Origin of the sequence: Streptomyces sp. NPDC058092, from assembly GCF_042884935.1 — a bacterium.
GTDB lineage: Bacteria > Actinomycetota > Actinomycetes > Streptomycetales > Streptomycetaceae > Streptomyces.
Map to the genome: position 1 here is coordinate 247,772 of NZ_JBHVSY010000010.1, position 20,917 is coordinate 268,688.

Sequence of the window (20,917 nt, forward strand, 5' to 3'; positions counted from 1 at the left end):
GCCCCTCCCCCTGCCGGATCACCCCACACATGCCCCTGAAGTGTAAAGAAAAGGTAATGCGGCACAACCGTCCACGCCGTTGATTCCCGCGAGGGACCGGGGACCCACCCCGGCGCGATGCGTGCGATGATGACCCGGCCAACTGCATAAAGGCCGCTTGAATCCGCGCGGGAGAGTTCCGGTCACTGCATGTGCCGGGCGCCGAAGGAGCAAGTTCCTCCCTTGAATCTCTCAGGCCCCGTACCGCGTGGATGAGGCAGATCTGAAAAGCGGGCCGCTCTGCGGCTCCACCCAAGGTGCAAGCCGAACCCTTCAGGGGGCTCTCGGCGAACCTCTCAGGTTCCGATGACAGATGGGGAGGGATCGTCTCCGTCGTCATGCCCTGGGAGCCCCATCCATGAGCACCGCCCCCCGTCTCACCGCCCTCGATGCCCTGCACCGTTCGCTGGGCGCGACCATGACCGACTTCGCGGGCTGGGACATGCCCCTGCGGTACGGCAGTGAACGCGACGAGCACAACGCGGTCCGCACCAGGGCCGGTCTCTTCGACCTGTCGCACATGGGCGAGATCACCGTCACCGGCCCCGAGGCCGCGGCCTTCCTGAACTTCGCACTGGTCGGCAACATCGCCACCGTCGCCGTGGGCCGCGCCCGCTACACGATGATCTGCGCCGAGGACGGCGGCATCCTGGACGACCTGATCGTCTACCGGCTGGGCGAGACCGAGTACATGGTGGTCGCCAACGCCGGCAACGCCCAGATCGTGCTGGACGCGCTGAGCGCGCGGGCCGACGGTTTCGACACCGGGGTGCGCGACGACCGCGACGCGTACGCGCTGCTCGCCGTCCAGGGGCCCGAGTCCCCCGCCATCCTGGCCGCCGTCACCGACGCCGACCTGGACGGCCTGAAGTACTACGCCGGTCTGCCCGGCACCGTCGCCGGTGTCCCCGCACTGATCGCCCGTACCGGCTACACCGGCGAGGACGGCTTCGAGCTGTTCGTCGCCCCCGAGCACGCCGAGCAGCTGTGGAGGGCCCTCACCGAGGCGGGCGCCTCCCGTGGCCTGATCCCGTGCGGGCTCTCCTGCCGCGACACGCTGCGTCTGGAGGCGGGCATGCCGCTGTACGGGCACGAGCTGACCACCGGGCTGACCCCGTTCGACGCCGGTCTCGGCCGCGTCGTGAAGTTCGAGAAGGAGGGCGACTTCGTCGGCCGCAAGGCCCTCCGGGCCGCCGCCGAGCACGCCGAGACCGCCCCGCCCCGCAAGCTGGTCGGCCTGATCGCCGAGGGCCGCCGCGTGCCGCGCGCCGGCTTCTCCGTGGTCGCCGGGGGCGAGGTCATCGGCGAGGTCACCTCGGGCGCCCCGTCGCCCACCCTGGGCAAGCCGATCGCCATGGCGTACGTGGACGTCGCGCACGCCACGCCCGGAACCGCGGGCGTCGGAGTGGACATCCGGGGCAGCCACGAGCCGTACGAGGTCGTGGCGCTGCCGTTCTACAAGCGTCAGAAGTGACGTCCGCGCACCTCGGAAGTGACGTAGTCCCGTCTCACACCGTAAGACCACCGTTCATCAGCACTCCCTCGCGTACAGGAGAATTCAGGTCATGAGCAACCCCCAGCAGCTGCGTTACAGCAAGGAGCACGAGTGGCTGTCGGCCGTCGAGGACGGTGTGGCCACGATCGGTATCACCGAATTCGCCGCCAACGCGCTCGGCGATGTCGTCTACGCCCAGCTCCCCGAGGTCGGTGACACGGTGACCGCGGGCGAGACCTGCGGCGAGCTGGAGTCGACCAAGTCGGTGAGCGACCTGTACTCGCCGGTGACCGGTGAGGTCACCGCCGCGAACCAGGACGTCGTGGACGACCCGTCGCTGGTGAACTCCGCTCCGTTCGAGGGCGGCTGGCTGTTCAAGGTACGCGTCGCCGAGGAGCCGAAGGACCTGCTCTCCGCCGACGAGTACACCGAGTTCTCCGGCAACTGAGACCCAAGGGACCACCTGATGTCGCTTCTCAACTCCTCCCTCCACGAGCTGGACCCGGACGTCGCCGCCGCTGTCGACGCCGAGCTCCACCGTCAGCAGTCCACCCTCGAAATGATCGCTTCGGAGAACTTCGCTCCGGTCGCGGTCATGGAGGCCCAGGGCTCCGTCCTCACCAACAAGTACGCCGAGGGCTACCCGGGCCGTCGCTACTACGGCGGCTGTGAGCACGTCGACGTCGTCGAGCAGATCGCCATCGACCGCATCAAGGCGCTGTTCGGCGCCGAGGCCGCGAACGTCCAGCCGCACTCCGGTGCGCAGGCCAACGCCGCCGCGATGTTCGCGCTGCTGAAGCCGGGCGACACGATCATGGGCCTAAGCCTGGCCCACGGCGGTCACCTGACCCACGGCATGAAGATCAACTTCTCCGGCAAGCTCTACAACGTGGTCCCGTACCACGTCGACGAGACCGGCGTCGTGGACATGGCCGAGGTCGAGCGCCTGGCCAAGGAGTCCAAGCCGCAGCTGATCGTCGCCGGCTGGTCCGCGTACCCCCGTCAGCTGGACTTCCCCGCCTTCCGCCGCATCGCGGACGAGGTCGGCGCGTACCTGATGGTCGACATGGCGCACTTCGCGGGCCTGGTGGCCGCGGGTCTGCACCCCAACCCGGTGCCGCACGCCCATGTCGTCACGACCACCACGCACAAGACCCTCGGCGGTCCGCGCGGTGGCGTCATCCTGTCGACGCAGGAGCTCGCCAAGAAGATCAACTCCGCGGTCTTCCCGGGCCAGCAGGGTGGTCCGCTGGAGCACGTGATCGCGGCCAAGGCGGTCTCGTTCAAGGTGGCGGCGACCGAGGAGTTCAAGGAGCGCCAGCAGCGCACCCTGGACGGCGCCCGCATCCTCGCCGAGCGTCTGGTCCAGCCGGACGTCACCGAGGTCGGTGTCTCCGTGCTGTCCGGCGGGACGGACGTCCACCTGGTCCTCGTCGACCTGCGCAACTCCGAGCTGGACGGCCAGCAGGCCGAGGACCGGCTGCACGAGCTGGGCATCACGGTCAACCGGAACGCCATCCCGAACGACCCGCGGCCGCCGATGGTCACCTCGGGTCTGCGGATCGGTACGCCGGCCCTGGCCACCCGCGGTTTCCAGGCCGAGGACTTCACCGAGGTCGCGGAGATCATCGCGTCGGCACTCAAGCCGTCCTACGACGCGGATGAGCTGAAGGCCCGTGTCATCGCGCTGGCCGAGAAGTTCCCGCTGTACCCCGGCCTGAAGTAGTCCGTAACGAGGGTCGTCCCTGGAGTAATACAGGACACACTTCGTCATCTTTCGGGCGGGGCACCGCGCACACTGGGCAGTGAGCGCGGTGCCCCATCCCTTGCCCCGCTGCTCTTCGGGCCGACCGGTCCTTACCGCACCACCCGGCAGACAACGGCGTCTACCAACCCTTAGGAGTCACCCGTGGCCATCTCGGTCTTCGACCTGTTCTCGATCGGCATCGGCCCGTCCAGCTCCCATACGGTCGGCCCGATGCGCGCCGCCCGTATGTTCGCGCGCCGGCTGAAGAACGAGGGCCTGATCGCCCACACCGTCTCCATACGCGCCGAGCTGTACGGCTCCCTCGGTGCGACCGGTCACGGCCACGGCACCCCCAAGGCGGTCCTGCTCGGTCTGGAGGGCGAGTCGCCCCGTACGGTCGACGTGGAGTCCGCCGATGACCGGGTGGAGCGCATCCGTACCACCGGCCGGATCAATCTGCTCGGCATGCACGAGATCGACTTCGACGCCGACGAGCAGCTGGTCCTGCACCGCCGCAAGGCCCTCCCGTACCACGCCAACGGCATGACGATCTTCGCCTTCGACCACGAGGGCGCCCCGCTGCTGGAGAAGACGTACTACTCCGTCGGCGGCGGCTTCGTCGTGGACGAGGACGCGGTGGGCGAGGACCGGATCGTTCTCGACGACACCGTCCTCAAGCACCCCTTCCGCACCGGCGACGAACTGCTGCGGCTCGCGAAGGACACCGGACTGTCGATCTCCTCGCTGATGCTCGACAACGAGCGCGCCTGGCGCACCGAGGACGAGATCCGCTCCGGGCTGCTCGACATCTGGCGCGTCATGCAGGCGTGCGTGTCGCGCGGCATGTCCCGCGAGGGCATCCTGCCCGGCGGCCTCAAGGTCCGCCGCCGCGCCGCGAACACCGCCCGCCAGCTGCGCGCCGAGGGCGACCCGCAGGCCCACGCGATGGAGTGGATCACCCTCTACGCGATGGCGGTCAACGAGGAGAACGCGGCGGGCGGCCGGGTCGTCACCGCGCCCACCAACGGCGCCGCGGGCATCATCCCGGCCGTGCTGCACTACTACATGAACTTCGCGGCCGGCGGCGCCACCGGGGCGGAGAAGGAGGACAGCGTGGTCCGCTTCCTCCTCGCCGCCGGAGCCATCGGCATGCTCTTCAAGGAGAACGCCTCGATCTCCGGCGCCGAGGTCGGCTGCCAGGGCGAGGTCGGCTCCGCCTGCTCGATGGCCGCGGGCGCCCTCGCCGAGGTCCTCGGCGGCACCCCCGAGCAGGTCGAGAACGCCGCCGAGATCGGCATGGAACACAACCTCGGCCTGACCTGCGACCCGGTCGGCGGTCTCGTCCAGATCCCGTGCATCGAACGCAACGGCATGGCCGCGGTCAAGGCCGTCACGGCGGCGAAGATGGCGCTGCGCGGCGACGGCAGCCACAAGGTCTCCCTGGACAAGGTCATCAAGACCATGAAGGAGACGGGCGCGGACATGAGCGTGAAGTACAAGGAGACGGCGCGCGGCGGGCTCGCGGTGAACATCATCGAGTGCTGAACAAGCTGGTCAATACCCCGCCTCTGCCTGGATAATTGACAGAGGCGGGATCCGTGCGCAGCGCGGGGTGCCTGCGCCGGGAACAGCGAGGGGCGCGCATGGAATGGGTCGTGGGAAGTGGCATGCTCGGGGGCTTGCTACTGATCGCCCTGGGCACGGCGTCGATACGCACCGGCTGGACGTTGCCCGGGGTGGGCCGCCACGTCACCCGACCCTCGCTCCACGGCCTGGGAGCACTGTTCCTGGGCGCGCCCTGCGCAATACAGGGTCTCTTCTACTTCCGAATCGTGCCACCCCCGCCCTGGGAGATCCACTTCTTCGGCGCGAATGCCCTGATGATCTCGGGGCTGGTCCTCATGGCACTCGGTCAGATGCTGCCGTCACGCCGTTCGTAGTCCCTCCTCGTTGCCTTCGGGCTCGGTTGCCTTCGGCGCGGCAGTGCTCTTCGGTCTTCCGCGTGCCACGATCTGCACAATGAGGCGTATTCACGCACTTTGAGTCGAATTGCGATTCGAGTAGCTGTACGAATGTTCACCGTGCTACGTTCCCGCACCTCCGGCGGACGGCTGTCCCGGGCCGGCCTGCTCCGCGCTGCCCGACTGCCGTCCTTCATCCACCACTTGGAGGTTTCATGTCAGAACGGCACCTGCCTGCCCCCCGTCGTATCGCTCTGAGCCGCGGCACGGTCACCGCCGTCGCGGCGTTCGCCCTCGCTGTCGGATCCGTGACCGCACTCGCACCGGGGGCCCGTGCCGCGAGCCCTGCACCAACCGCTGCCGCGAGCCGTGCCGAGGTCGTCCAGTACGTACAGGACTCGCTCTACGCTGCCGGGGACACCGGCTATCTGCACCGCAGGGCCGCCACGGACGGTTCAACGGGGCCGTACGTCTGGCGAGGCTACGACGGCAGCGAGCAGACGCTCGACTCCTTCACCGGCGCGCTTCCCGGTGAGTACGGCTATTACGGTGCCGGTACGGACGTTCTGCGGGTCTCCGCAGCCACCAGTGGTGTGGTGCAGCTGCGTGCTCCGGCGACCGGCGTGACCAACGACGTCACCCTGCCCGACGGGCAGTACCTCGTCGGTGTCTTCGGCTCCACAGTGATCACCCAGGAGTACAACGAGGTCTGGCAGCCCGCCCGCCTGCACGTGCTGCGGACCACGGACGGCGGGGCAATCGTCACCGACATCCCGGTCGAAGCGCCGGAAGCCCAGTTCTTCCACACCCAGCCGCTGCTGGCCGGTGACCACCGCACGGCGCTCATCCGGCTGCGGCACGCGAACGACATCGGGGTGCTCGATCTCGCGACCGGCAGCCTCACCACCCTCGCAACCCACGCGCGCGTCGACGAGTCGCTCCACCTCCAGGCCGCGCTCTCGCCGACGCACCTTGCGGTGTACGAGGAGGGCACGAGCGAGGCTCGTGTCGTACAGCGCGACGACGCGGCCGGGGCGCAGACCGTGGTGCCCGTGCCCCGGTACGGGACCGACACCCCGTTCGTGGGTCTGGCCGGGGAGTGGCTGCTGACCGCCTACCGCCCGGCGCCCGGCACCTCGACGGGCCCCGGCGGTCCGCTCGTCGCCACCCCGTTGCAGGGCGGCAACACCCGTACGCTGCTGGCTTCCGCGGGTCCGCAGATCGCGCAGGTCCCGGGCGGCGGCGCCGTCGCCGTCGGCCCTTCGCAGGACGGCAGTTGGGGCGCGCAGCGCATCGTCGTGAGCGCGAGCGGAAAGCCGGCGGTCCAGCCGCTGTAGCCGCGACGCCCGGCCTGCCCGCCCAAGGCATGGGTGGTCACCGTGCTCGACGTCAGATGGCGTCGAGCTCGACCTCCTCGTAGACCCGCTGCCACCAGGTAGCGATGTCGTCCCTGAAGGCGGCCGGGTCCTGGCCACGGAGCCCGTCCCTGATCTTCAATCCGAAGGCGACCCGGGCGGCCTCGGCCGGGTCGTCCTCCTCCTCGGGGTCGTCCGGCTCCAGCTCGTCGAAGTCGTCCAGGTGCTCGCTGCGGTGGTCCCACGCCGCCAGGGCGTCGAGGAAGGCGAGCAGCGAGCTGTTGACGAAGCGGGGTCCGGGGAGGGACGGGTCGGGGATCACGACCCGTCCCTCCGCGTCGAGCACGTACTCCAGGGCGTGCGAGGACTCGTGCCGGCCGAGTCGCCAGTACGGTCCCTCGCCCGCCTTCGCCGTCACCCGGGTGAACGCGGCGCCCTGCTCGCACGGGTAGAACATCCCGTACACCTCGTTCGGCAACCCGTAGGTACGGGCCACTTCCAGAGCCTCACGCACGGGCTCCGGACACTCGCCGCCGACGCGACCGCGGCCGCGTCCAGGCCGAGAACGCCGACCTCGTCCCAGGACTCGGGTGTCAGCCACTGCAGTACGTACTCCACTGGTCACTCCCTTCGAGAAACGCTCACGCAGAAGCTGATCGAACGCGCCGCCCCGGATCCCTGTCAACGTGTGCTTCAGCCGTGGGGACCCGCCGGTTCTCACGCCGCGGCCCGCGGACGCCCGATTTCGACGGCGCGGGCCCAAGCACGCGCCCGTTCACCGCCATACGGCGAGAAGCCCTGCCGCCGATCGCACCAGTGGGCGGTCACCGTGGCCGAGGCGTTCGGCGGCGCGTACGACTTCGGTCAGGACGTCCGGGCCGTGTGCCTGGACGCCGAGCGCCGGCAACGGGTCGAGATGCGCGGCCCACACCGTACGCACGGCGGCCGAGGTGCTCCCGGCCGCCTCGGCCGACCTTCACGCGCAGCGCCACTCTCGGCCGGCCGTCGCCTGCGGCGAGGGGCGGTGCGGCAGCGGTTGTCACGGTCATGGTGCGACCGCGGGTGGTGCACGGAGACGGTCAGCGCCGGGCACGCACCGCCTCCGCAATCCGGGCCTCGGACTCCTTTCTCCACCCCCTTCTTCCTCCGCCGATCCGGGATGTGAGCGGTGCCTGAGAACCCGAGTGTCTGGGAAGTACGGCTGGGCATCTACGCCACTCGGCAGCAGGCCGAAGAGGTCGAGGAACGCATCGCCAGGCTGCTGTGCCCGGACCCCGACCACGCCCCACCGTGCCCGATTCCGTGGTCGGTATCCCTTCTCCATGGGTCGGGGCTCGACGAAGACGACTCGTACGCGGAGCTGGTCGAACAGGCCGAGGCGGAGAAGCACCTCCGCCCGTAGCCACCCGGAAGGCCGACCGGCGAGGGCGCCGACCGGCTGGGGCACGCAGTACGGCCCACCCGTCATCAGCCGCGGTCGTCGCTCGTCCAACTCCGCAAGGACTGCCGCGAAGTGGACGTTCCGCCGCGCCTCGAGGGACTTCGAGCGGCTGATGCGGCATCTGAAGGGCGCCTGAGCCGAACGGACCGTCCGGACGCGGAACGGCCTAACGCGGACCGCCTGAAGCGAACCGCCTGACGCGAACCGGCCAGTCCGTGGCAGCCGCCGGCGATCGACACGGGTGATCGTTCCAAGAGGTCACCAACTGCTCAGAGATATGCACCCGTTCCTGACGATCACACAATTTCGGTCACACGCGGCTTCCCTCCCTCACGCACAGGGGGTTGACTGGGGGTCACGCATGGTGATGCCGCCGTCCTGAGCCAAGGGCGATTGCCACCGCGGGCCCGCGAGCCCGGCCCCGATGCCCTGTTGCCCGGCAGAGGAGAGTGAGCAGGGATGACCGTCCTACCTCGTACGGTGCCCCTCGGCCGGCGTCGGGCGGGAACGGGCGGCGCGTCCCCTTGTGCGTACGGCGCCGACGTGTGAATTCGATCAGATCCCCGTTCGTATCGTTCATCCGCATCGTCTCGACGAGGGGCACCAATGAGCCAGATTGCGCTGCCGGAGTTTCATATGCCGTTCCAGAGCACCGGATGCAATCCGGGCATCGAGGAGACCAGGAAGGCCGCATGGGAATGGGCCGAATCCAATGGTCTCGCACTCTCCCCGACGGCCCGGAAGAAGATGATCCGGACCAGGCCCGAACTCTGGATATCCCTCATATTTCCCGCTGCTTCGCAGCAGCATCTCGATCTCTTCTGCCAGTGGCTCTTCTGGGCCTTCCTCGTCGACGACGAGTTCGACGACGGACCCGCCGGACGCGATCCCCGCATGTGCGAGGCGGCGATCGAACGGCTGGTGGCGGTGCTCGACGGCGAACAGCCGCGCGGCGCCATGGAGTACGCGCTCGTGGGACTGCGGGCCCGGACGTACCGGGACCGCTCGCCGCGCTGGATCCGGCAGTTCCGGCGGGACACGGTCGCCTGGCTGTGGACGTACTACGCCGAGGCCGTGGAGCGGGCCGCCGGGCAGGTGCCGACCAGGGCCGAATTCGTGAAGCACCGCCGGGAATCAGTGGCCATGCAGCCCTTCCTGGATCTGCATGAGATCACCGCCGGAATCGACCTTCCGGAATCGGCCCGCAGCCTTCCCGCGTATATCGCTCTGCGCAACGCCGTCACCGATCACTCGGGGCTCTGCAACGACATCTGCTCCTTCGAGAAGGAGGCGCTGCTCGGTTACGAGCACAATGCGGTACGGCTCATTCAGCGCGACCACGGATTCACCCTCCAGGAGGCCGTCGACGAGGCCGGGGCGCAGCTCGCGGAGATAGCGGAACGGGTGCAGCGCGCCGAGAAGGAACTGATCGAGGAGATAGAGGCGGCCGGGGTCCACGGCCGTACCCGGGCCGCGCTGGAGCGGTGCGTGCAGGACTACCGCGGGCTGGTGCGGGGCGACTTCGACTACCACGCCCGCGCGGAGCGCTACACCCGCCCCGATCTGGTGGAGGTCGACGAACGGGACTCGCTGTCACGGTACTTCGCCGCCTGACAGGTCGCCCTGACCGCCGCCCTGACCGGCCGTCTTGACCGGCCGTCTTGACCGGCCGTCTTGACCAGGAGCCCCGACCGGTCCGACGGCGCGGGGCCGGAGGCCCGGATCCCGCGCTGCCTCCGCGCCCCGCGCGACGAGGAGCTGCCCGGCTGGGCACCGTACCGGAAGGACACCTGACACCGGCCGGCACGCCGCGGACGACGGTGCGCTCGGCGGCCCCCGGCCCGCCGGCCGGGGGTCCTTTCGGCCATCAGCCCTTGTTCTGCGCCGCCCAGAACTCGTCGAACGTGAGCAGCCCGTCGCCATTGGCGTCGTGCGAGTTGATGACGGCCTGGGCCACCGGCTCGGTGACGTAGGGGTCGCCGAGCTGAGCCATCACGCTCTTGTACTCGGCGGCCGATATGAGCCCGTCGCCGTTCAGATCGAACCGCTCGAATGCCTTGCGCGCCGACTCGATGTCCGCCACGGTTCCGCCCTTTCGTAATGCCACACCACTGCCTGATCAGAGCCTGACCAGTGTCTGACTGACGGGGGCCAGATTAACGGGCGGGACGGCTGGCGGTCGCGGCGGCCGGTCGTCGATCATGGGTGGGCGTCCGCCGCCCGGCGGGCCCACGGCCCGGACCGGGGAGCGGGACACCGATGGATGACGCACTGGCACGGATCCTGACGGCCGCCGCGCACGGAAGGTTCCCCCCGCCGGACGGGGCAACGATCGTGGTGGGGCAGCCCGGTGTCCGGGACGCGGGGGTGCTGGCGTTCACCGCGCACTCGGTGGTGTTCACCGACGAGGATCCCGGCTGGGTGCGGGCCGTGCTGGCCGCCACCCCCGGCGACGCGCTCGCCGCGACGATGAATCCGTACTTCCTGGGCGCATTGCTGGCCCGGAGCGGCCGGCACATGAACACCATCGATCTGCTGACGGTCGCGGACGCGCTGCCGGGTGAGCCGGAGATCGCGCTGCGGGAGATCGAGGACCCGGAACATCCCCGGGTGGCGCGGGCGATGAAGTACCGCGACGAGGTGCGGGTCTGGTCCACCGACGGCGGAGTGGTGATCCTCGGCCGGGGAGTCGCGGGGCGCTGGGAGACGGCGATCGAGGTGGCCGAGGAGGCGCGCGGCCGACGGCTGGGCGAACAGCTGGCGCGGGCGGCCCGGCATCTGGTGCCGGACTCGGTGGTGTGGGCTCAGCAGTCGCCGGGGAACGCCCGCAGTGTGCGGACGTTCCAGGCGGCGGGCTACCGGCCGGTGGGCTCGGAGGCACTGTTCGTCGCGGGGTGACGGTTCAGCGGATCAGCTGCGCCACGGCTTGTAGTGCGGGTTGTCGACACACTTGTTCATGATCTCGGTCTTGGTCGCCTGGTCGATGGGGCACGCCCCGACGATGAACGTGCGGTCGACGCCGCCGGGGAAGGCGACCTCCACCTGGTCGGCGTACTTGTGGGTGTCACCGATCGTCTTGTTCACGTCGATGCCGCCGGGGGCGTCGATGTAGTAGTTGAACTCGCTCTTCCACCGCTTGTACAGGTCGTGGTCGTACGTGGTGGAGACGAACGGCGAGGGCTGGTTGACCAGGACGTACTTCTCCAGGTCGTACTGGCCGTAGACGATGTCCCTGGCGTGGAAGCCCTCGTCGAAGATGGCCTGCGGGCCCCGGCCGTCCGCCCGGTAGAGCTGGCGGCAGTTGTCCCGCCAGGAGGGCCGCGGGGCGATCCGGCGGATGTCCACCGGGTCGGCGGCGGCGAAGAGATGGTCGGCGACGACCGGGCAGCCACCGGGCTTGAACGCGACGGCCGCAGGAGCGGCGGCGGGGGCGGCCTCGGTGGCGGCGGCCGGGACGAGTACGGCGGAGAAGGCGAGAACGGCAACTGCGGCCCGACGCCGCAGACGAGAAGTGATCATCATGATGGTCACTGTCTCGGCAGTGCGACGCCGGGCCGTGGAGCGTCCCCCGAAGGCGAGCGTGTCAGGCGGAGCGTTGACGCCGGGCCGTCAGCGGAAGACGCCGGTGTGGCCGAGCGAGTAACGGCCCGGCTGCGGGTACACGGCGAGTCCGTGCGGGCCGCTGCCCACCGGGATGCGGGCGAGTTGTCTGCCGGTGGCGGTGTCGATCGCGTACACCACGGAGTTGTAACGCCCGCTCAGCCAGAGGACCTTGCCGTCCGACGAGACTCCGCCCATGTCGGGGCTTCCGCCGCCCGGCAGGCGCCACTTCTTCACCAGCTCGCGCCGGCCGAAGTCGAAGACCGAGATGGAGCCCTCGCCCCGGTTGGAGACGTACATCTCCTTGGAGTCGCGGCTGACGTAGAGGCCGTGGGCGCCCTTGCCGGTGCGCAGCAGCTTCGGGGTGGTGAACTTCTTCCCGTCCAGCACCCACACACCGTTCGCGATCATGTCCGCGATGTAGAACGTGCTGCCGTCGGGTGACAGCTTCACGTCCTGCGGCATCGCGCCCTTGAAGGGCAGCTTCTGCTGGCCGACGACCTTCATCTTCGCCGTGTCGACCTTGAGGAGTTCGCCGGAGAACTCGCAGGAGACGATGAAGTACCGGCCGTCCGTGGAGAAGTCGGCGTGGTTGACGCCCGCGCAGCTGACCGGGACGGTCTTGGCCGTCTTCATGGTGTGGGCGTCGCGGAAGACCAGTTCGCGGTCCATCGAGGCCATCACCACGGCGTACTTGCCGTCCGGGGTGAAGTAGAGGTTGTACGGGTCGGAGACGGACACCGTGCGGCCCACCTTCCCGGTGGCGGGATCGATGGCCGTGAGGCTGTCGCCGATGTCGTTGTTGACCCAGAGGGTCTTCAGGTCCCAGGACGGGACGACGTGCTGCGGCTGGCGGCCGACCTTGATGGTCCGGATGACCTTGTACGTGGCCGGGTCGATCACCGACACGGTGTCGGAGTTGGTGTTGGGGACGTACACCCGGGACGGGAAGTCCTTGACGGCCGGGGAGAGCTTCCCCGGCCGGTCGGCCGCGTAGACGTCCTTGGCGTCGAGCACCGGCGGCATGCCGGGCAGGCCCGGCGGTGTGACGCGTTCCGTTTCGGCGTGCGGTGCGGCGGCCTTGACGGTCCCCTTCTCGGCGGGGGTGCCACAGCCGGTGAGTACGGCGAGGAGGACGCCCCCGAGCAGGGCCGCGGTGTGCTTGGTGGAGGGAGACATCAGGTCAGCAGCTCCGTGGTCGTCACCGCGCTCAGTTGGCGGCGGTCGATTTCGGTGAGGAGGAGAGGCAGGGCGGCGACCGTGTCCGCGTAGCCGAAATGCAGGCTCACCACCGATCCGTTGCGGATCTCCCCGGCCACCTTGCGGATGACGGCCGCGGCGCCGGGAGAGGTGAAGTCGAGGGAGTCCACGTCGTACGAGAGGACGTGCGGGTAGCCCGCCCGGGCGGCGAGCCGCTGGACGAGCGGGGTGGCGTACCGGGTGCGCGAGGGCCGGAACCAGGTGCCGATGGAGCCGGTGAGCCGGCGCAGCCGCTGGGCGCAGCCGGTGATCTCCGCGTACGCCTCGGCCTCGCCCATCGCGGAGATGTCGAGGTGGCGCTGGGTGTGGTTGCCGAGGTCGTGGCCGCCGTCGAGGATGCGGCGGGCCATCTCGGGGTGTTCGTCGAGCCAGCTGCCGACGGCGAGGACGGTGATCCGGGCGTGGGCCCGTTCGGCCTCGGCGAGTACGGTCCGGGCGATCGCGGGGTCGCCCTGGCCGTGGAAGGTGAGGGCGACGCGGGCGCGGTCGCGGGGGCCGTGGTCGATCCATGCCGGCTGCCCGGGGAAGCGGCGCGGGGCGGGCGCGGGGTGCGGGGCCGGGTGCCCGGTGGTCGCCGCGGGGTTGTTCTTCGGGCTCGCCGCGGCCGTGACGGTCCTGGCCGACGCACCGGCGGCGTCGCCGCGGTCCGCGCATCCGGCGGTCAGGGCACCGGCGAGGGCGGCCCCTGCTCCCGCGCGCAGGGCGCTGCGGCGGTGCACCGGTGGGTCGGAGGCGTTCATGCGCAGAACGATAGGGGCGAAATGTTGTGAAAATAACAATTTAGACTTATGGGCGGCGCGAATGAATCACTCAACGAATCCTATAAATATTCATGGATTTCCAGGCAAGTGACCCATAACACCTGTGATTCACCTGGAAAATGATCCAGATTTTCCATGAATGCCCTGTTTGCACCTTTGGCGGAGAGGTCGCCCGTCTGCCATAGTCGGTGACACGACCGCATCGACCCGAGCTCGGTCGTCACAAGCGGCCGTGAACACACCCCCCATTTCACGGCCCCCACACAGCAGCCCCCGAAGCGCCCCACGACGGCGGACCGGGGGCTTCTGTGCGTCCTGGGCGCGCGCCGGCGGGGGTCAGCGGTCGGAGATCCGCATCTCGAACCAGGTGGTCTTGCCGCGCGGCAGCAGATCCACGCCCCACCGGTCGGAGAGCCTGTCGACGAGGAAGAGCCCCCGCCCGCTGGTGTCCATCTCCCGGACGGGCATCAGGCACGGCAGTCCGCGCGAGGGGTCGCGCACCTCGATCCTGATCCAGCCGCGGCGGCGCAGCATCCGTAACCCGAAGACCCGGGCGCCGGTGTGCCGGACGGCATTGCCGACGAGCTCCGAGACGAGCAGGACGGCGTACTCGGCGGTCTGCGGGGAGAGCGCCCACTGACGCAGCACCACACAGGAGGTGAGCCGCCGAGCGGTGGCCGCGGACTCCGGGCGGGAGGGCAGCCGGACTTCGCCTTCCGCCGGATTCCCGAACAACTCCAGCGCTTTGAACGCCTGTTCGTCCTCGATGGTCGGCATCCGGCGTGCCGCCGTCGCGCCGCTGTGCGGTCGCGGCTGTTCCACACCCTCCAGGCCCGCCATGCACACCATCATGGCCGCAAGGCGGGCCCTCCGGGGCCGTTCCGACGGAATCCGCACCCCGGAATGCATCATTCCGCAGAGGTCGGTAGGCATATGCCCCTGGCAGAATGCGGTCCACCGTACCCCTGTTGACCTGCAGGAATACCGCGTCCGAGCGGGGCTGCCGGCCCCTTCGGAGAGCTGGGCCTCAAGGTCCTCTTAAGGCCCGGCTAATCCGCCCGCACGGATGAACCCGCGTCAGCCTGTGCCCAACTGACGTCCGCTCAGAGGAACTTGGCCTTGCCCGGGCCCTCTTCCACAAAGCTGCGCATTCCGCGCTCCCGGTCCTCGGTGGCGAACAGACCTGCGAACCAGTTCCGCTCGATCGTGAGCCCGGTGTCGATGTCCGTCTCCAGACCGGCGTCGACGGATTCCTTGGCGGCGCGCAGCGCGAGGGCGGGCCCCTTCGCCAGCCCGGCGGCCCAGGCGTGCGCCTGCTCGTACACCTCGGCGGCGGGCACCACGCGGTCCACCAGTCCGATCGTCAGGGCCTCCTCGGCCTTCACGTGACGGCCGGTGAAGATCAGGTCCTTGGCCCGGGAGGGGCCGATCAGCCGGGCGAGGCGCTGGGTGCCGCCCGCGCCGGGGATCAGGCCGAGCAGGATCTCGGGCTGGCCCAGCCTGGCGTTGTCGGCGGCGATCCGGAAGTCGGCACAGAGCGCCAACTCGCAGCCGCCGCCCAGCGCGTAGCCGGTGACTGCGGCGACGACGGGCTTGGGGATCCGGGCCACCGCGGTGAAGGAGTCCTGCAGCGCCTTGGACCGTACGACCATCGCCGCGTGGTCCATCGCCTGCATCTCCTTGATGTCCGCGCCCGCCGCGAACACCTTCTCGCCACCGTAGAGGACCACGGCCCGCACGTCCTCGCGCCGGGTCGCCTCCTCGGCGAGTTCACGCAGCCGGTCCTGGGTGGCGACATCCAGGGCGTTCATGGGCGGACGGTCCAGCAGGATCGTGCCGACACCGTCGGTCACTTCGAGATTTGCGGTCATGAGAGGCAGGTTAGACCGACCGGCAATTGGGGGGTGGGAGAAGGAGCGGGGCTGGGTGCGTGCAGCTGCAAGGCGGAGGACTGAGGCAGATGGGGTCTCCCCTGCTCGAGCGAAGCCGAGAGCTTGGGGAAGGAGCCATGGTGATTGACGACAACGCGGGAGGGGGTCCCCCTGGCCCTTAAGGCCTTGGGGGAGTGCGTGCCCAGCCCCGCGACGCCGCCCCCCCAATTGCCGGTCGGTCTTGACCGGCGCTAACGACGGCGGGCCCGGTACTGTCGGTCACAGCGCCGGGCCCGCCCGTGTCATGTACGTCGGGAGCTACTTGGTCCACTCCGACCAGGACATGTTCCAGCCGTTGAGGCCGTTGTCAGGCTGGATCGTCCTGTCCTTCGAGTTCTTCACGACGACGACGTCGCCGATGAGCGAGTTGTCGAAGAACCAGGCAGCCGGGGTCTTCTTGCTCCAGGCGCCTCGCACGTCCTGCAGGCCGACGCAGCCGTGACTGGTGTTGGTCGTGCCGAAGATGCCGGAGCCGCCCCAGTAGTTGCCGTGGATGAAGGTGCCCGAGGTGGACAGGCGCATCGCGTGCGGCACGTCCTTGATGTCGTACTCGCCGCCGAAGCCCACGGTGTCGCCGTTCATCCGGGTCACCTTGAGCTTCTCGCTGATGACCATCCGACCGTTGTACGTGGTGGTCGCCGGGGCGCCCGCCGAGATCGCGATGTCCTTGATCTGCTTGTCGTCACGGACGACCTTCATCCGGTGCGTGCTCGCGTCGACGGTGCTGACCTGCTTGCGGCCGATGGTGAAGGCGATCGTCTTGGCCTGCTTGCCGTAGACGCCGGGACGCCCCTCGACGCCGTCGAGGTCGAGCTTCACGGTCACCTTGGTGCCCGCGGCCCAGTAGTCCTCGGGGCGGAAGTCGAGGCGGTCGTTGCCGAACCAGTGACCCTCGATCGGCACGGAGGGCACGGCGGTCACCTTGATGGCCTTCTCGACCGCGGCCGGGTCGGTGATGCCGCGGGTGAAGTGGATCGAGACGGGCATGCCGACGCCGACCGTGGAACCGTCCTCCGGGGTGTACTGCCCGATGAAGGTGTTCTGCGGGACCAGCGTCGTGAAGCTGGTGTCCTTGGCCGACTCGCGGCCCTTGGCGTCCTTGGCGACCGCGTGGACCGTGTACTTGGTCGCGGCGGCCAGGTGCCGGTCCGGTGTCCAGCTCGTGCCGTCCGCCGCGATCCTGCCCTCGACCTCGGCGCCCTTGGGACCGGCGACCTTGACCGTCGTCAGCTTCCCCTGCGCAGCGGAGATCTTCAGCGCCCCACTGGTGGCGACGGAGTCCGCCCCGTCCTTCGGTGCGACGGTCACCACGGCCTGCGAGGCCGCGGTGTCATCGACCTTCGCCCCGCCCTTGCGGTCCTCGCCCGCGCTGCCGGCGTCGTCTCCCCCGCCGCACGCCGTCACCAGCAACAGCAGCGCACCCAGTACCAGAGCCAGCAGTCCGGTGGCCCCACGTCCGCGCCGCCCGCTGTCCGCCCCGGCCGATGTCCCCGATATCGGCTGCCCGTTCAATGTGGTCGTCTCCCCTCACACGGCCTGGCCGCGCCAAGGCCCTGGGGGCCCTCGGGCCCCACCCCCGCACGCTGCACATGCGCGCTCAGCGAAAGATAATCACACTCACTGTGCGGAATTGACCCCGCAGAATGTCACCGTTCAGTCCCAACTCGTCCCGGGACTTCTCCAGGTGACATGGGGTAAGGAGGTGCCGGGAGATCAGCGGAGGGCGGAGCCGGCCTTCCACTGATTCCAGTTCAGATTCCAGCCTCCGAGGCCGTTGTCGGGCGCGACCTGCTTGTCCTTGGAGTTGACGACCTCGACGACATCGCCGATGAGTGTCCGGTCGAAGAACCAGCCGGCCGGGGTGTAGCTGCTGCCACCCCGCACATCGCGCAGCCCGACGCAGCCGTGGCTGACGTTGTCCGAGCCGAAGACGTCCTCGTCCGACCAGTAGTTGCCGTGCAGGAACGTGCCGGAGTTGGTGAGCCGGAGGGCGTGCGGGACGTCCTTGATGTCGTACTCGCCGCCGAAACCGACCGTGCGGCCGTCCATCCGGGTCACGCCGTACATCTCGCTGACCACCATCTTCCCGTTGTACGTGTCCACCCCCGGGTAGCCCGCCGTGATCGGGACCGTGGAGACGAGCCGGCCGTCGCGGCGTACCTCCATGGTGTGGGCGGCCGCGTCGACCAGGGACGTCTGCGAGCGGCCCACCGTGAAGGCGACCGTCTCGTCCTGGGTGCCGTACACGTGCGGCGCACCCTCCACATCCCGCAGCCCCACCTCGACGGTGACCTCGGTGCCCGGCTTCCAGTAGACGGCGGGCCGGAAGTCGAGGCGGCTGTCGCCGAACCAGTGCCCCACCACCTCGACCGCCGGCGCGGAGCTCACCCGGATGGCCCGCTGCACGGCCGCGTGGTTCTTGACCGGGCGGTCGAAGCCGAAGGAGACGATCATTCCGGTGCCGACCGTGGACCGGTTCTCCGGCTTGAAGTAGCCGATGAATCGGTGTTCGGGGACCACCGTGGTGAAGGTGGTGTGACGGGCCGAGCGGTGCCCGGCGCCGTCCACGGCCACCACGTCGACGCTGTACTTGGCGGCGAGCCTGAACCGGCCCGCCTTCCCCCACGGTGTCCAGGAGAGACCGTCGTGCGCGATCCGGCCCGGCACCTCCTGGCTCTGCGCGTCCTCGATCCGCGCCACCTTGACGCTCTCCAGCCGCCCGTCGGGGACCTTCACCTCCATCCGGTCGTCCGGGCCTACGTTCCGCGCTCCCTCGCTCGGGGTGATCAGGATCGCGTCCTGCGGGGAGCGCGCCTTCCCGTCGGAGACGGATCCGGCGTCGCTGCAGCTGCTCAGCAGGGCCAGCACGGTGAGCAGTCCTGCCCATCTCAGCACGGTGGCCGAGCTCGCCACCGCCCTCTTCGCTACGTGGTTCACGTCCCCCCAACGACGGGGCCGGTCGGGGGAAACGTGAGTCCGGGCGCCGGTGTGGGCAGAACAGAGGGGAGGACCACACTCGGGGAGCCGCGGTCGGGACGCCGTGCGCTCCTTTTCGGTGCCGGTCCCCACGAGCCGCGGGAGGCGAGCAGGTGTCGAGCGCAGCCGAGCAGGAGGCAGTGCAGGAGACCGGGGAGACGGAGGAGCGGGAGAGCACGCCGGGGACCGTGCCGGGGCGGCCGGCCGCCGTGTGGCCAGGTGCCCCGATGCCGCTCGGGGCCCGCTTCCGGGTGGGCCCCGACGGAGTGGCGGGCACCAATTTCGCGCTCTGGGCGGGCGGTGCGGAGGCCGTCGAGCTCTGCCTCTTCGACGAGGAGGGAGGCGAGCGGCGCCTTCCGCTGACCGAACTGACCCATGAGATCTGGCACGGCTTCGTGCCGGGCGTACGGCCGGGGCAGCGGTACGGCTACCGGGTGCACGGCCGCTGGGACCCCTGGACCGGTGCGCGCTGGAACGCGGCGAAGCTGCTTCTCGACCCGTACGCGCGTGCCGTGGACGGCTCGTTCACCCTCCCGGCCGAGGTGTACGGCCATGTGAGGGACTGGCCGCACCAGCAGGTCGCCGACACCGTGCGCGACGAACGGGACTCCGCTCCGTACGTCCCGAAGGGCGTCGTCGTCCACGATGACGACGACTGGGCGGAGGACCGCCGCCCCAAGACCCCGTGGGCGGACTCCGTCATCTACGAGCTGCATGTGCGCGGCTTCACCAAGCTGCACCCCGGAATCCCGGAGGAGCTGCGGGGCACGTACGCCGGTCTCGCCCATCCGGCCGCCGTCGGTCATCTGCGGCGGCTGGGAGTGACGGCGGTGGAACTGCTTCCGGTGCATCAGTTCGCCCACGAGGACCATCTGCTCCGGCGCGGCCTGCACAACTACTGGGGCTACAACTCCATCGGCTACTTCGCCCCGCACGCCGACTACTCCGCGAGCGGGACCGCGGGCCAGCAGGTCGGCGAGTTCAAGCGGATGGTACGGGCCCTGCACGACGCCGGGATCGAGGTGATCCTCGACGTGGTCTACAACCACACGGCGGAGGCGAGCGAGCTGGGTCCGATGCTGTCGCTGCGCGGCATCGACAACCGCGGCTACTACCGCCTCCAGCCGGACGCCCGCAGATACGCGGACTACACCGGCTGCGGCAACACCCTGCACGTGGTCCAGCCGCACGTGCTGCGGCTGATCACGGACTCGCTGCGGTACTGGGTCACGGAGATGGGCGTCGACGGTTTCCGCTTCGATCTTGCAGCCGCGCTGGCCCGCTCGATGCACGACGTCGACATGCTCTCCCCGTTCCTCGCGGTGATCGCCCAGGACCCGGTGCTGCGCCGGGTGAAGCTGATCGCCGAGCCGTGGGACGTCGGCAACGGCGGCTACCAGGTCGGCGCCTTCCCCCCGCTGTGGACCGAATGGAACGACCACTACCGGGACGCCGTACGGGACTTCTGGCGCGGCGCCCTGCCCGACGTACGGGATCTCGGCTACCGGCTGACCGGGTCCAGCGATCTGTACGCGTGGGGCGGCCGACGCCCGTACGCCTCGGTCAACTTCATCACCGCGCACGACGGCTTCACCCTGCGCGATCTGGTCAGTTACGAGCAGAAGCACAACGAGGCCAACGGCGAGGACAACCGGGACGGCACCTCGGACAACCGGGCCTGGAACTGCGGCGCCGAGGGCGAGAGCGACGACCCCGCCGTCAACGCGCTGCGCCGCCGCCAGCTGCGCAATCTGCTCACCACCCTCCTGCTGTCGACGGGGGTGCCGATGCTGGTCGCGGGCGACGAGATGGGCCGTACGCAGGGCGGCAACAACAACGCGTACTGCCAGGACAACGAGGTCGGCTGGCTGGACTGGTCCCTGCTCGGCCGGCCGGAGTGGCGGACGCTGACCGAGCTGACCTCCCGGGTCCTCACCCTGCGCCACACCCATCCCGTACTGCGCCGCCGCGCCTTCTTCGCCGGGCGTGCGCAGGCGGCGGACGGGCTGCGGGATCTGGCGTGGTTCACCCGGCAGGGCGCGGAGATGACGGAGGAGGACTGGTACGCACCGGCCGCGACGGTCGGGCTCTATCTCTCCGGGCGCGACATCCCCGGCCGGGACGCCCGCGGCGAACCCGTCACGGACGACAGCTTCCTGGCGATCCTGCACGCGGACCACCGGCCGAGCGGCTTCCGGCTGCCCGGACCGCCGTGGGCGCAGAGTTACGAACTGGTCCTGGACACCTCGCGGGAGGACCAGGCCGAGGCGCCGGGCACCGTCCACCCGGGCGGCACGGTGCTGGCTGTGCCGCCCAGGTCGGTGCTGCTGCTGCGGGTCAGGGAGTGAGCG

20 protein-coding genes and 1 riboswitch are annotated in these 20,917 nt (G+C 69.7%); of the genes, 10 read left to right on the plus strand and 10 right to left on the minus strand.

Going from position 1 to position 20,917, the window contains the following annotated elements:
- Nucleotides 1–158: 158 nt before the first annotated feature.
- Nucleotides 159–256: riboswitch (glycine riboswitch) on the plus strand.
- A 141-nt stretch (nucleotides 257–397) separates the two neighbouring features.
- The 6 genes from gcvT (at nucleotide 398) to ACFVV1_RS19225 (ending at nucleotide 6,579) form a co-directional block, all read left to right on the plus strand.
- Nucleotides 398–1,513 (plus strand): glycine cleavage system aminomethyltransferase GcvT, encoded by a 1,116-nt coding sequence (gene gcvT / locus ACFVV1_RS19200; protein ID WP_389990397.1) that lies wholly within the window; start codon nucleotides 398–400, stop codon nucleotides 1,511–1,513.
- A 91-nt stretch (nucleotides 1,514–1,604) separates the two neighbouring features.
- Nucleotides 1,605–1,982 (plus strand): glycine cleavage system protein GcvH, encoded by a 378-nt coding sequence (gene gcvH / locus ACFVV1_RS19205; RefSeq protein ID WP_266748730.1) that lies wholly within the window; start codon nucleotides 1,605–1,607, stop codon nucleotides 1,980–1,982.
- An 18-nt stretch (nucleotides 1,983–2,000) separates the two neighbouring features.
- Complete coding sequence (gene glyA / locus ACFVV1_RS19210) at nucleotides 2,001–3,260, plus strand: serine hydroxymethyltransferase (protein ID WP_389990399.1); 1,260 nt, start codon at nucleotides 2,001–2,003, stop codon at nucleotides 3,258–3,260.
- Nucleotides 3,261–3,443: 183 nt separating this feature from the next.
- Nucleotides 3,444–4,826, plus strand: a complete 1,383-nt coding sequence (locus tag ACFVV1_RS19215) for an L-serine ammonia-lyase (RefSeq protein ID WP_389990401.1) — start codon at nucleotides 3,444–3,446, stop codon at nucleotides 4,824–4,826.
- Nucleotides 4,827–4,924: 98 nt separating this feature from the next.
- Nucleotides 4,925–5,221 carry a hypothetical protein gene (locus ACFVV1_RS19220; protein WP_389990403.1) on the plus strand — a complete coding sequence of 99 codons (297 nt, stop codon included), beginning with the start codon at nucleotides 4,925–4,927 and terminating at the stop codon, nucleotides 5,219–5,221.
- 236 nt (nucleotides 5,222–5,457) lie between these two features.
- A complete protein-coding gene (locus ACFVV1_RS19225; protein ID WP_389990405.1) occupies nucleotides 5,458–6,579 on the plus strand; it encodes a hypothetical protein in 1,122 nt (373 codons plus the stop codon).
- A gap of 52 nt (nucleotides 6,580–6,631) precedes the next feature.
- On the opposite strand, the gene ACFVV1_RS19230 is transcribed toward ACFVV1_RS19225, so the two are convergent.
- On the minus strand, nucleotides 6,632–7,111 hold the full coding sequence (locus ACFVV1_RS19230) for an SUKH-4 family immunity protein (protein WP_389990407.1): 480 nt from the start codon (nucleotides 7,109–7,111) through the stop codon (nucleotides 6,632–6,634).
- Between the two features lie 261 nt (nucleotides 7,112–7,372).
- Nucleotides 7,373–7,537 carry a hypothetical protein gene (locus ACFVV1_RS19235; RefSeq protein ID WP_389990409.1) on the minus strand — a complete coding sequence of 55 codons (165 nt, stop codon included), beginning with the start codon at nucleotides 7,535–7,537 and terminating at the stop codon, nucleotides 7,373–7,375.
- A gap of 228 nt (nucleotides 7,538–7,765) precedes the next feature.
- Between ACFVV1_RS19235 and ACFVV1_RS19240 the strand changes: the two genes are divergently transcribed.
- Nucleotides 7,766–7,999: a hypothetical protein gene (locus ACFVV1_RS19240; RefSeq protein ID WP_389990411.1), complete on the plus strand. Its 234-nt coding sequence runs from the start codon at nucleotides 7,766–7,768 to the stop codon at nucleotides 7,997–7,999.
- Between the two features lie 675 nt (nucleotides 8,000–8,674).
- Entirely contained in the window at nucleotides 8,675–9,652 is a 978-nt protein-coding gene (locus tag ACFVV1_RS19245; protein ID WP_389990499.1) for a terpene synthase family protein, read from the plus strand.
- A gap of 253 nt (nucleotides 9,653–9,905) precedes the next feature.
- Here ACFVV1_RS19245 and ACFVV1_RS19250 read toward each other — a convergent pair whose 3' ends face one another.
- Complete coding sequence (locus tag ACFVV1_RS19250) at nucleotides 9,906–10,121, minus strand: EF-hand domain-containing protein (protein ID WP_123461777.1); 216 nt, start codon at nucleotides 10,119–10,121, stop codon at nucleotides 9,906–9,908.
- 176 nt (nucleotides 10,122–10,297) lie between these two features.
- Here ACFVV1_RS19250 and ACFVV1_RS19255 point away from each other — a divergent pair, with 176 nt between their 5' ends.
- Complete coding sequence (locus ACFVV1_RS19255; RefSeq protein ID WP_389990413.1) at nucleotides 10,298–10,936, plus strand: GNAT family N-acetyltransferase; 639 nt, start codon at nucleotides 10,298–10,300, stop codon at nucleotides 10,934–10,936.
- Nucleotides 10,937–10,948: 12 nt separating this feature from the next.
- Here the strand turns inward: ACFVV1_RS19255 and ACFVV1_RS19260 are convergent, their stop codons facing one another.
- The 7 genes from ACFVV1_RS19260 to ACFVV1_RS19290 form a co-directional block, all read right to left on the minus strand.
- A complete protein-coding gene (locus ACFVV1_RS19260; protein ID WP_389990501.1) occupies nucleotides 10,949–11,557 on the minus strand; it encodes an ADP-ribosyltransferase in 609 nt (202 codons plus the stop codon).
- 90 nt (nucleotides 11,558–11,647) lie between these two features.
- On the minus strand, nucleotides 11,648–12,817 hold the full coding sequence (locus ACFVV1_RS19265; RefSeq protein WP_389990415.1) for a hypothetical protein: 1,170 nt from the start codon (nucleotides 12,815–12,817) through the stop codon (nucleotides 11,648–11,650).
- Nucleotides 12,817–13,638, minus strand: a complete 822-nt coding sequence (locus ACFVV1_RS19270) for a polysaccharide deacetylase family protein (RefSeq protein WP_389990417.1) — start codon at nucleotides 13,636–13,638, stop codon at nucleotides 12,817–12,819. The genes ACFVV1_RS19265 and ACFVV1_RS19270 overlap by 1 nt, the downstream gene beginning before the upstream one ends.
- Nucleotides 13,639–13,995: 357 nt before the next feature.
- Complete coding sequence (locus ACFVV1_RS19275; RefSeq protein ID WP_389990419.1) at nucleotides 13,996–14,511, minus strand: ATP-binding protein; 516 nt, start codon at nucleotides 14,509–14,511, stop codon at nucleotides 13,996–13,998.
- 251 nt (nucleotides 14,512–14,762) lie between these two features.
- On the minus strand, nucleotides 14,763–15,530 hold the full coding sequence (locus ACFVV1_RS19280; RefSeq protein WP_389990421.1) for an enoyl-CoA hydratase/isomerase family protein: 768 nt from the start codon (nucleotides 15,528–15,530) through the stop codon (nucleotides 14,763–14,765).
- 318 nt (nucleotides 15,531–15,848) lie between these two features.
- Entirely contained in the window at nucleotides 15,849–17,102 is a 1,254-nt protein-coding gene (locus tag ACFVV1_RS19285; RefSeq protein ID WP_389990423.1) for an Ig-like domain-containing protein, read from the minus strand.
- Between the two features lie 201 nt (nucleotides 17,103–17,303).
- Complete coding sequence (locus ACFVV1_RS19290; RefSeq protein WP_389990425.1) at nucleotides 17,304–18,527, minus strand: Ig-like domain-containing protein; 1,224 nt, start codon at nucleotides 18,525–18,527, stop codon at nucleotides 17,304–17,306.
- A 179-nt stretch (nucleotides 18,528–18,706) separates the two neighbouring features.
- On the opposite strand from ACFVV1_RS19290, the gene glgX reads away from it, so the two are divergent.
- On the plus strand, nucleotides 18,707–20,914 hold the full coding sequence (glgX, locus tag ACFVV1_RS19295; RefSeq protein ID WP_389990503.1) for a glycogen debranching protein GlgX: 2,208 nt from the start codon (nucleotides 18,707–18,709) through the stop codon (nucleotides 20,912–20,914).
- The last annotated feature ends 3 nt before the right edge of the window (nucleotides 20,915–20,917 follow it).

Coding starts and splice junctions, on each gene's coding strand:
- gcvT (WP_389990397.1), top strand. CDS start 398: ATGAGCACCGCCCCCCGTCTCACCGCCCTCGATGCCCTGCACCGTTCG.
- gcvH (WP_266748730.1), top strand. CDS start 1,605: ATGAGCAACCCCCAGCAGCTGCGTTACAGCAAGGAGCACGAGTGGCTG.
- glyA (WP_389990399.1), top strand. CDS start 2,001: ATGTCGCTTCTCAACTCCTCCCTCCACGAGCTGGACCCGGACGTCGCC.
- ACFVV1_RS19220 (WP_389990403.1), top strand. CDS start 4,925: ATGGAATGGGTCGTGGGAAGTGGCATGCTCGGGGGCTTGCTACTGATC.
- ACFVV1_RS19225 (WP_389990405.1), top strand. CDS start 5,458: ATGTCAGAACGGCACCTGCCTGCCCCCCGTCGTATCGCTCTGAGCCGC.
- ACFVV1_RS19245 (WP_389990499.1), top strand. CDS start 8,675: ATGCCGTTCCAGAGCACCGGATGCAATCCGGGCATCGAGGAGACCAGG.
- ACFVV1_RS19255 (WP_389990413.1), top strand. CDS start 10,298: ATGGATGACGCACTGGCACGGATCCTGACGGCCGCCGCGCACGGAAGG.
- ACFVV1_RS19260 (WP_389990501.1), bottom strand. CDS start 11,557: ATGATCACTTCTCGTCTGCGGCGTCGGGCCGCAGTTGCCGTTCTCGCC.
- ACFVV1_RS19265 (WP_389990415.1), bottom strand. CDS start 12,817: ATGTCTCCCTCCACCAAGCACACCGCGGCCCTGCTCGGGGGCGTCCTC.
- ACFVV1_RS19270 (WP_389990417.1), bottom strand. CDS start 13,638: ATGAACGCCTCCGACCCACCGGTGCACCGCCGCAGCGCCCTGCGCGCG.
- ACFVV1_RS19275 (WP_389990419.1), bottom strand. CDS start 14,511: ATGATGGTGTGCATGGCGGGCCTGGAGGGTGTGGAACAGCCGCGACCG.
- ACFVV1_RS19280 (WP_389990421.1), bottom strand. CDS start 15,530: ATGACCGCAAATCTCGAAGTGACCGACGGTGTCGGCACGATCCTGCTG.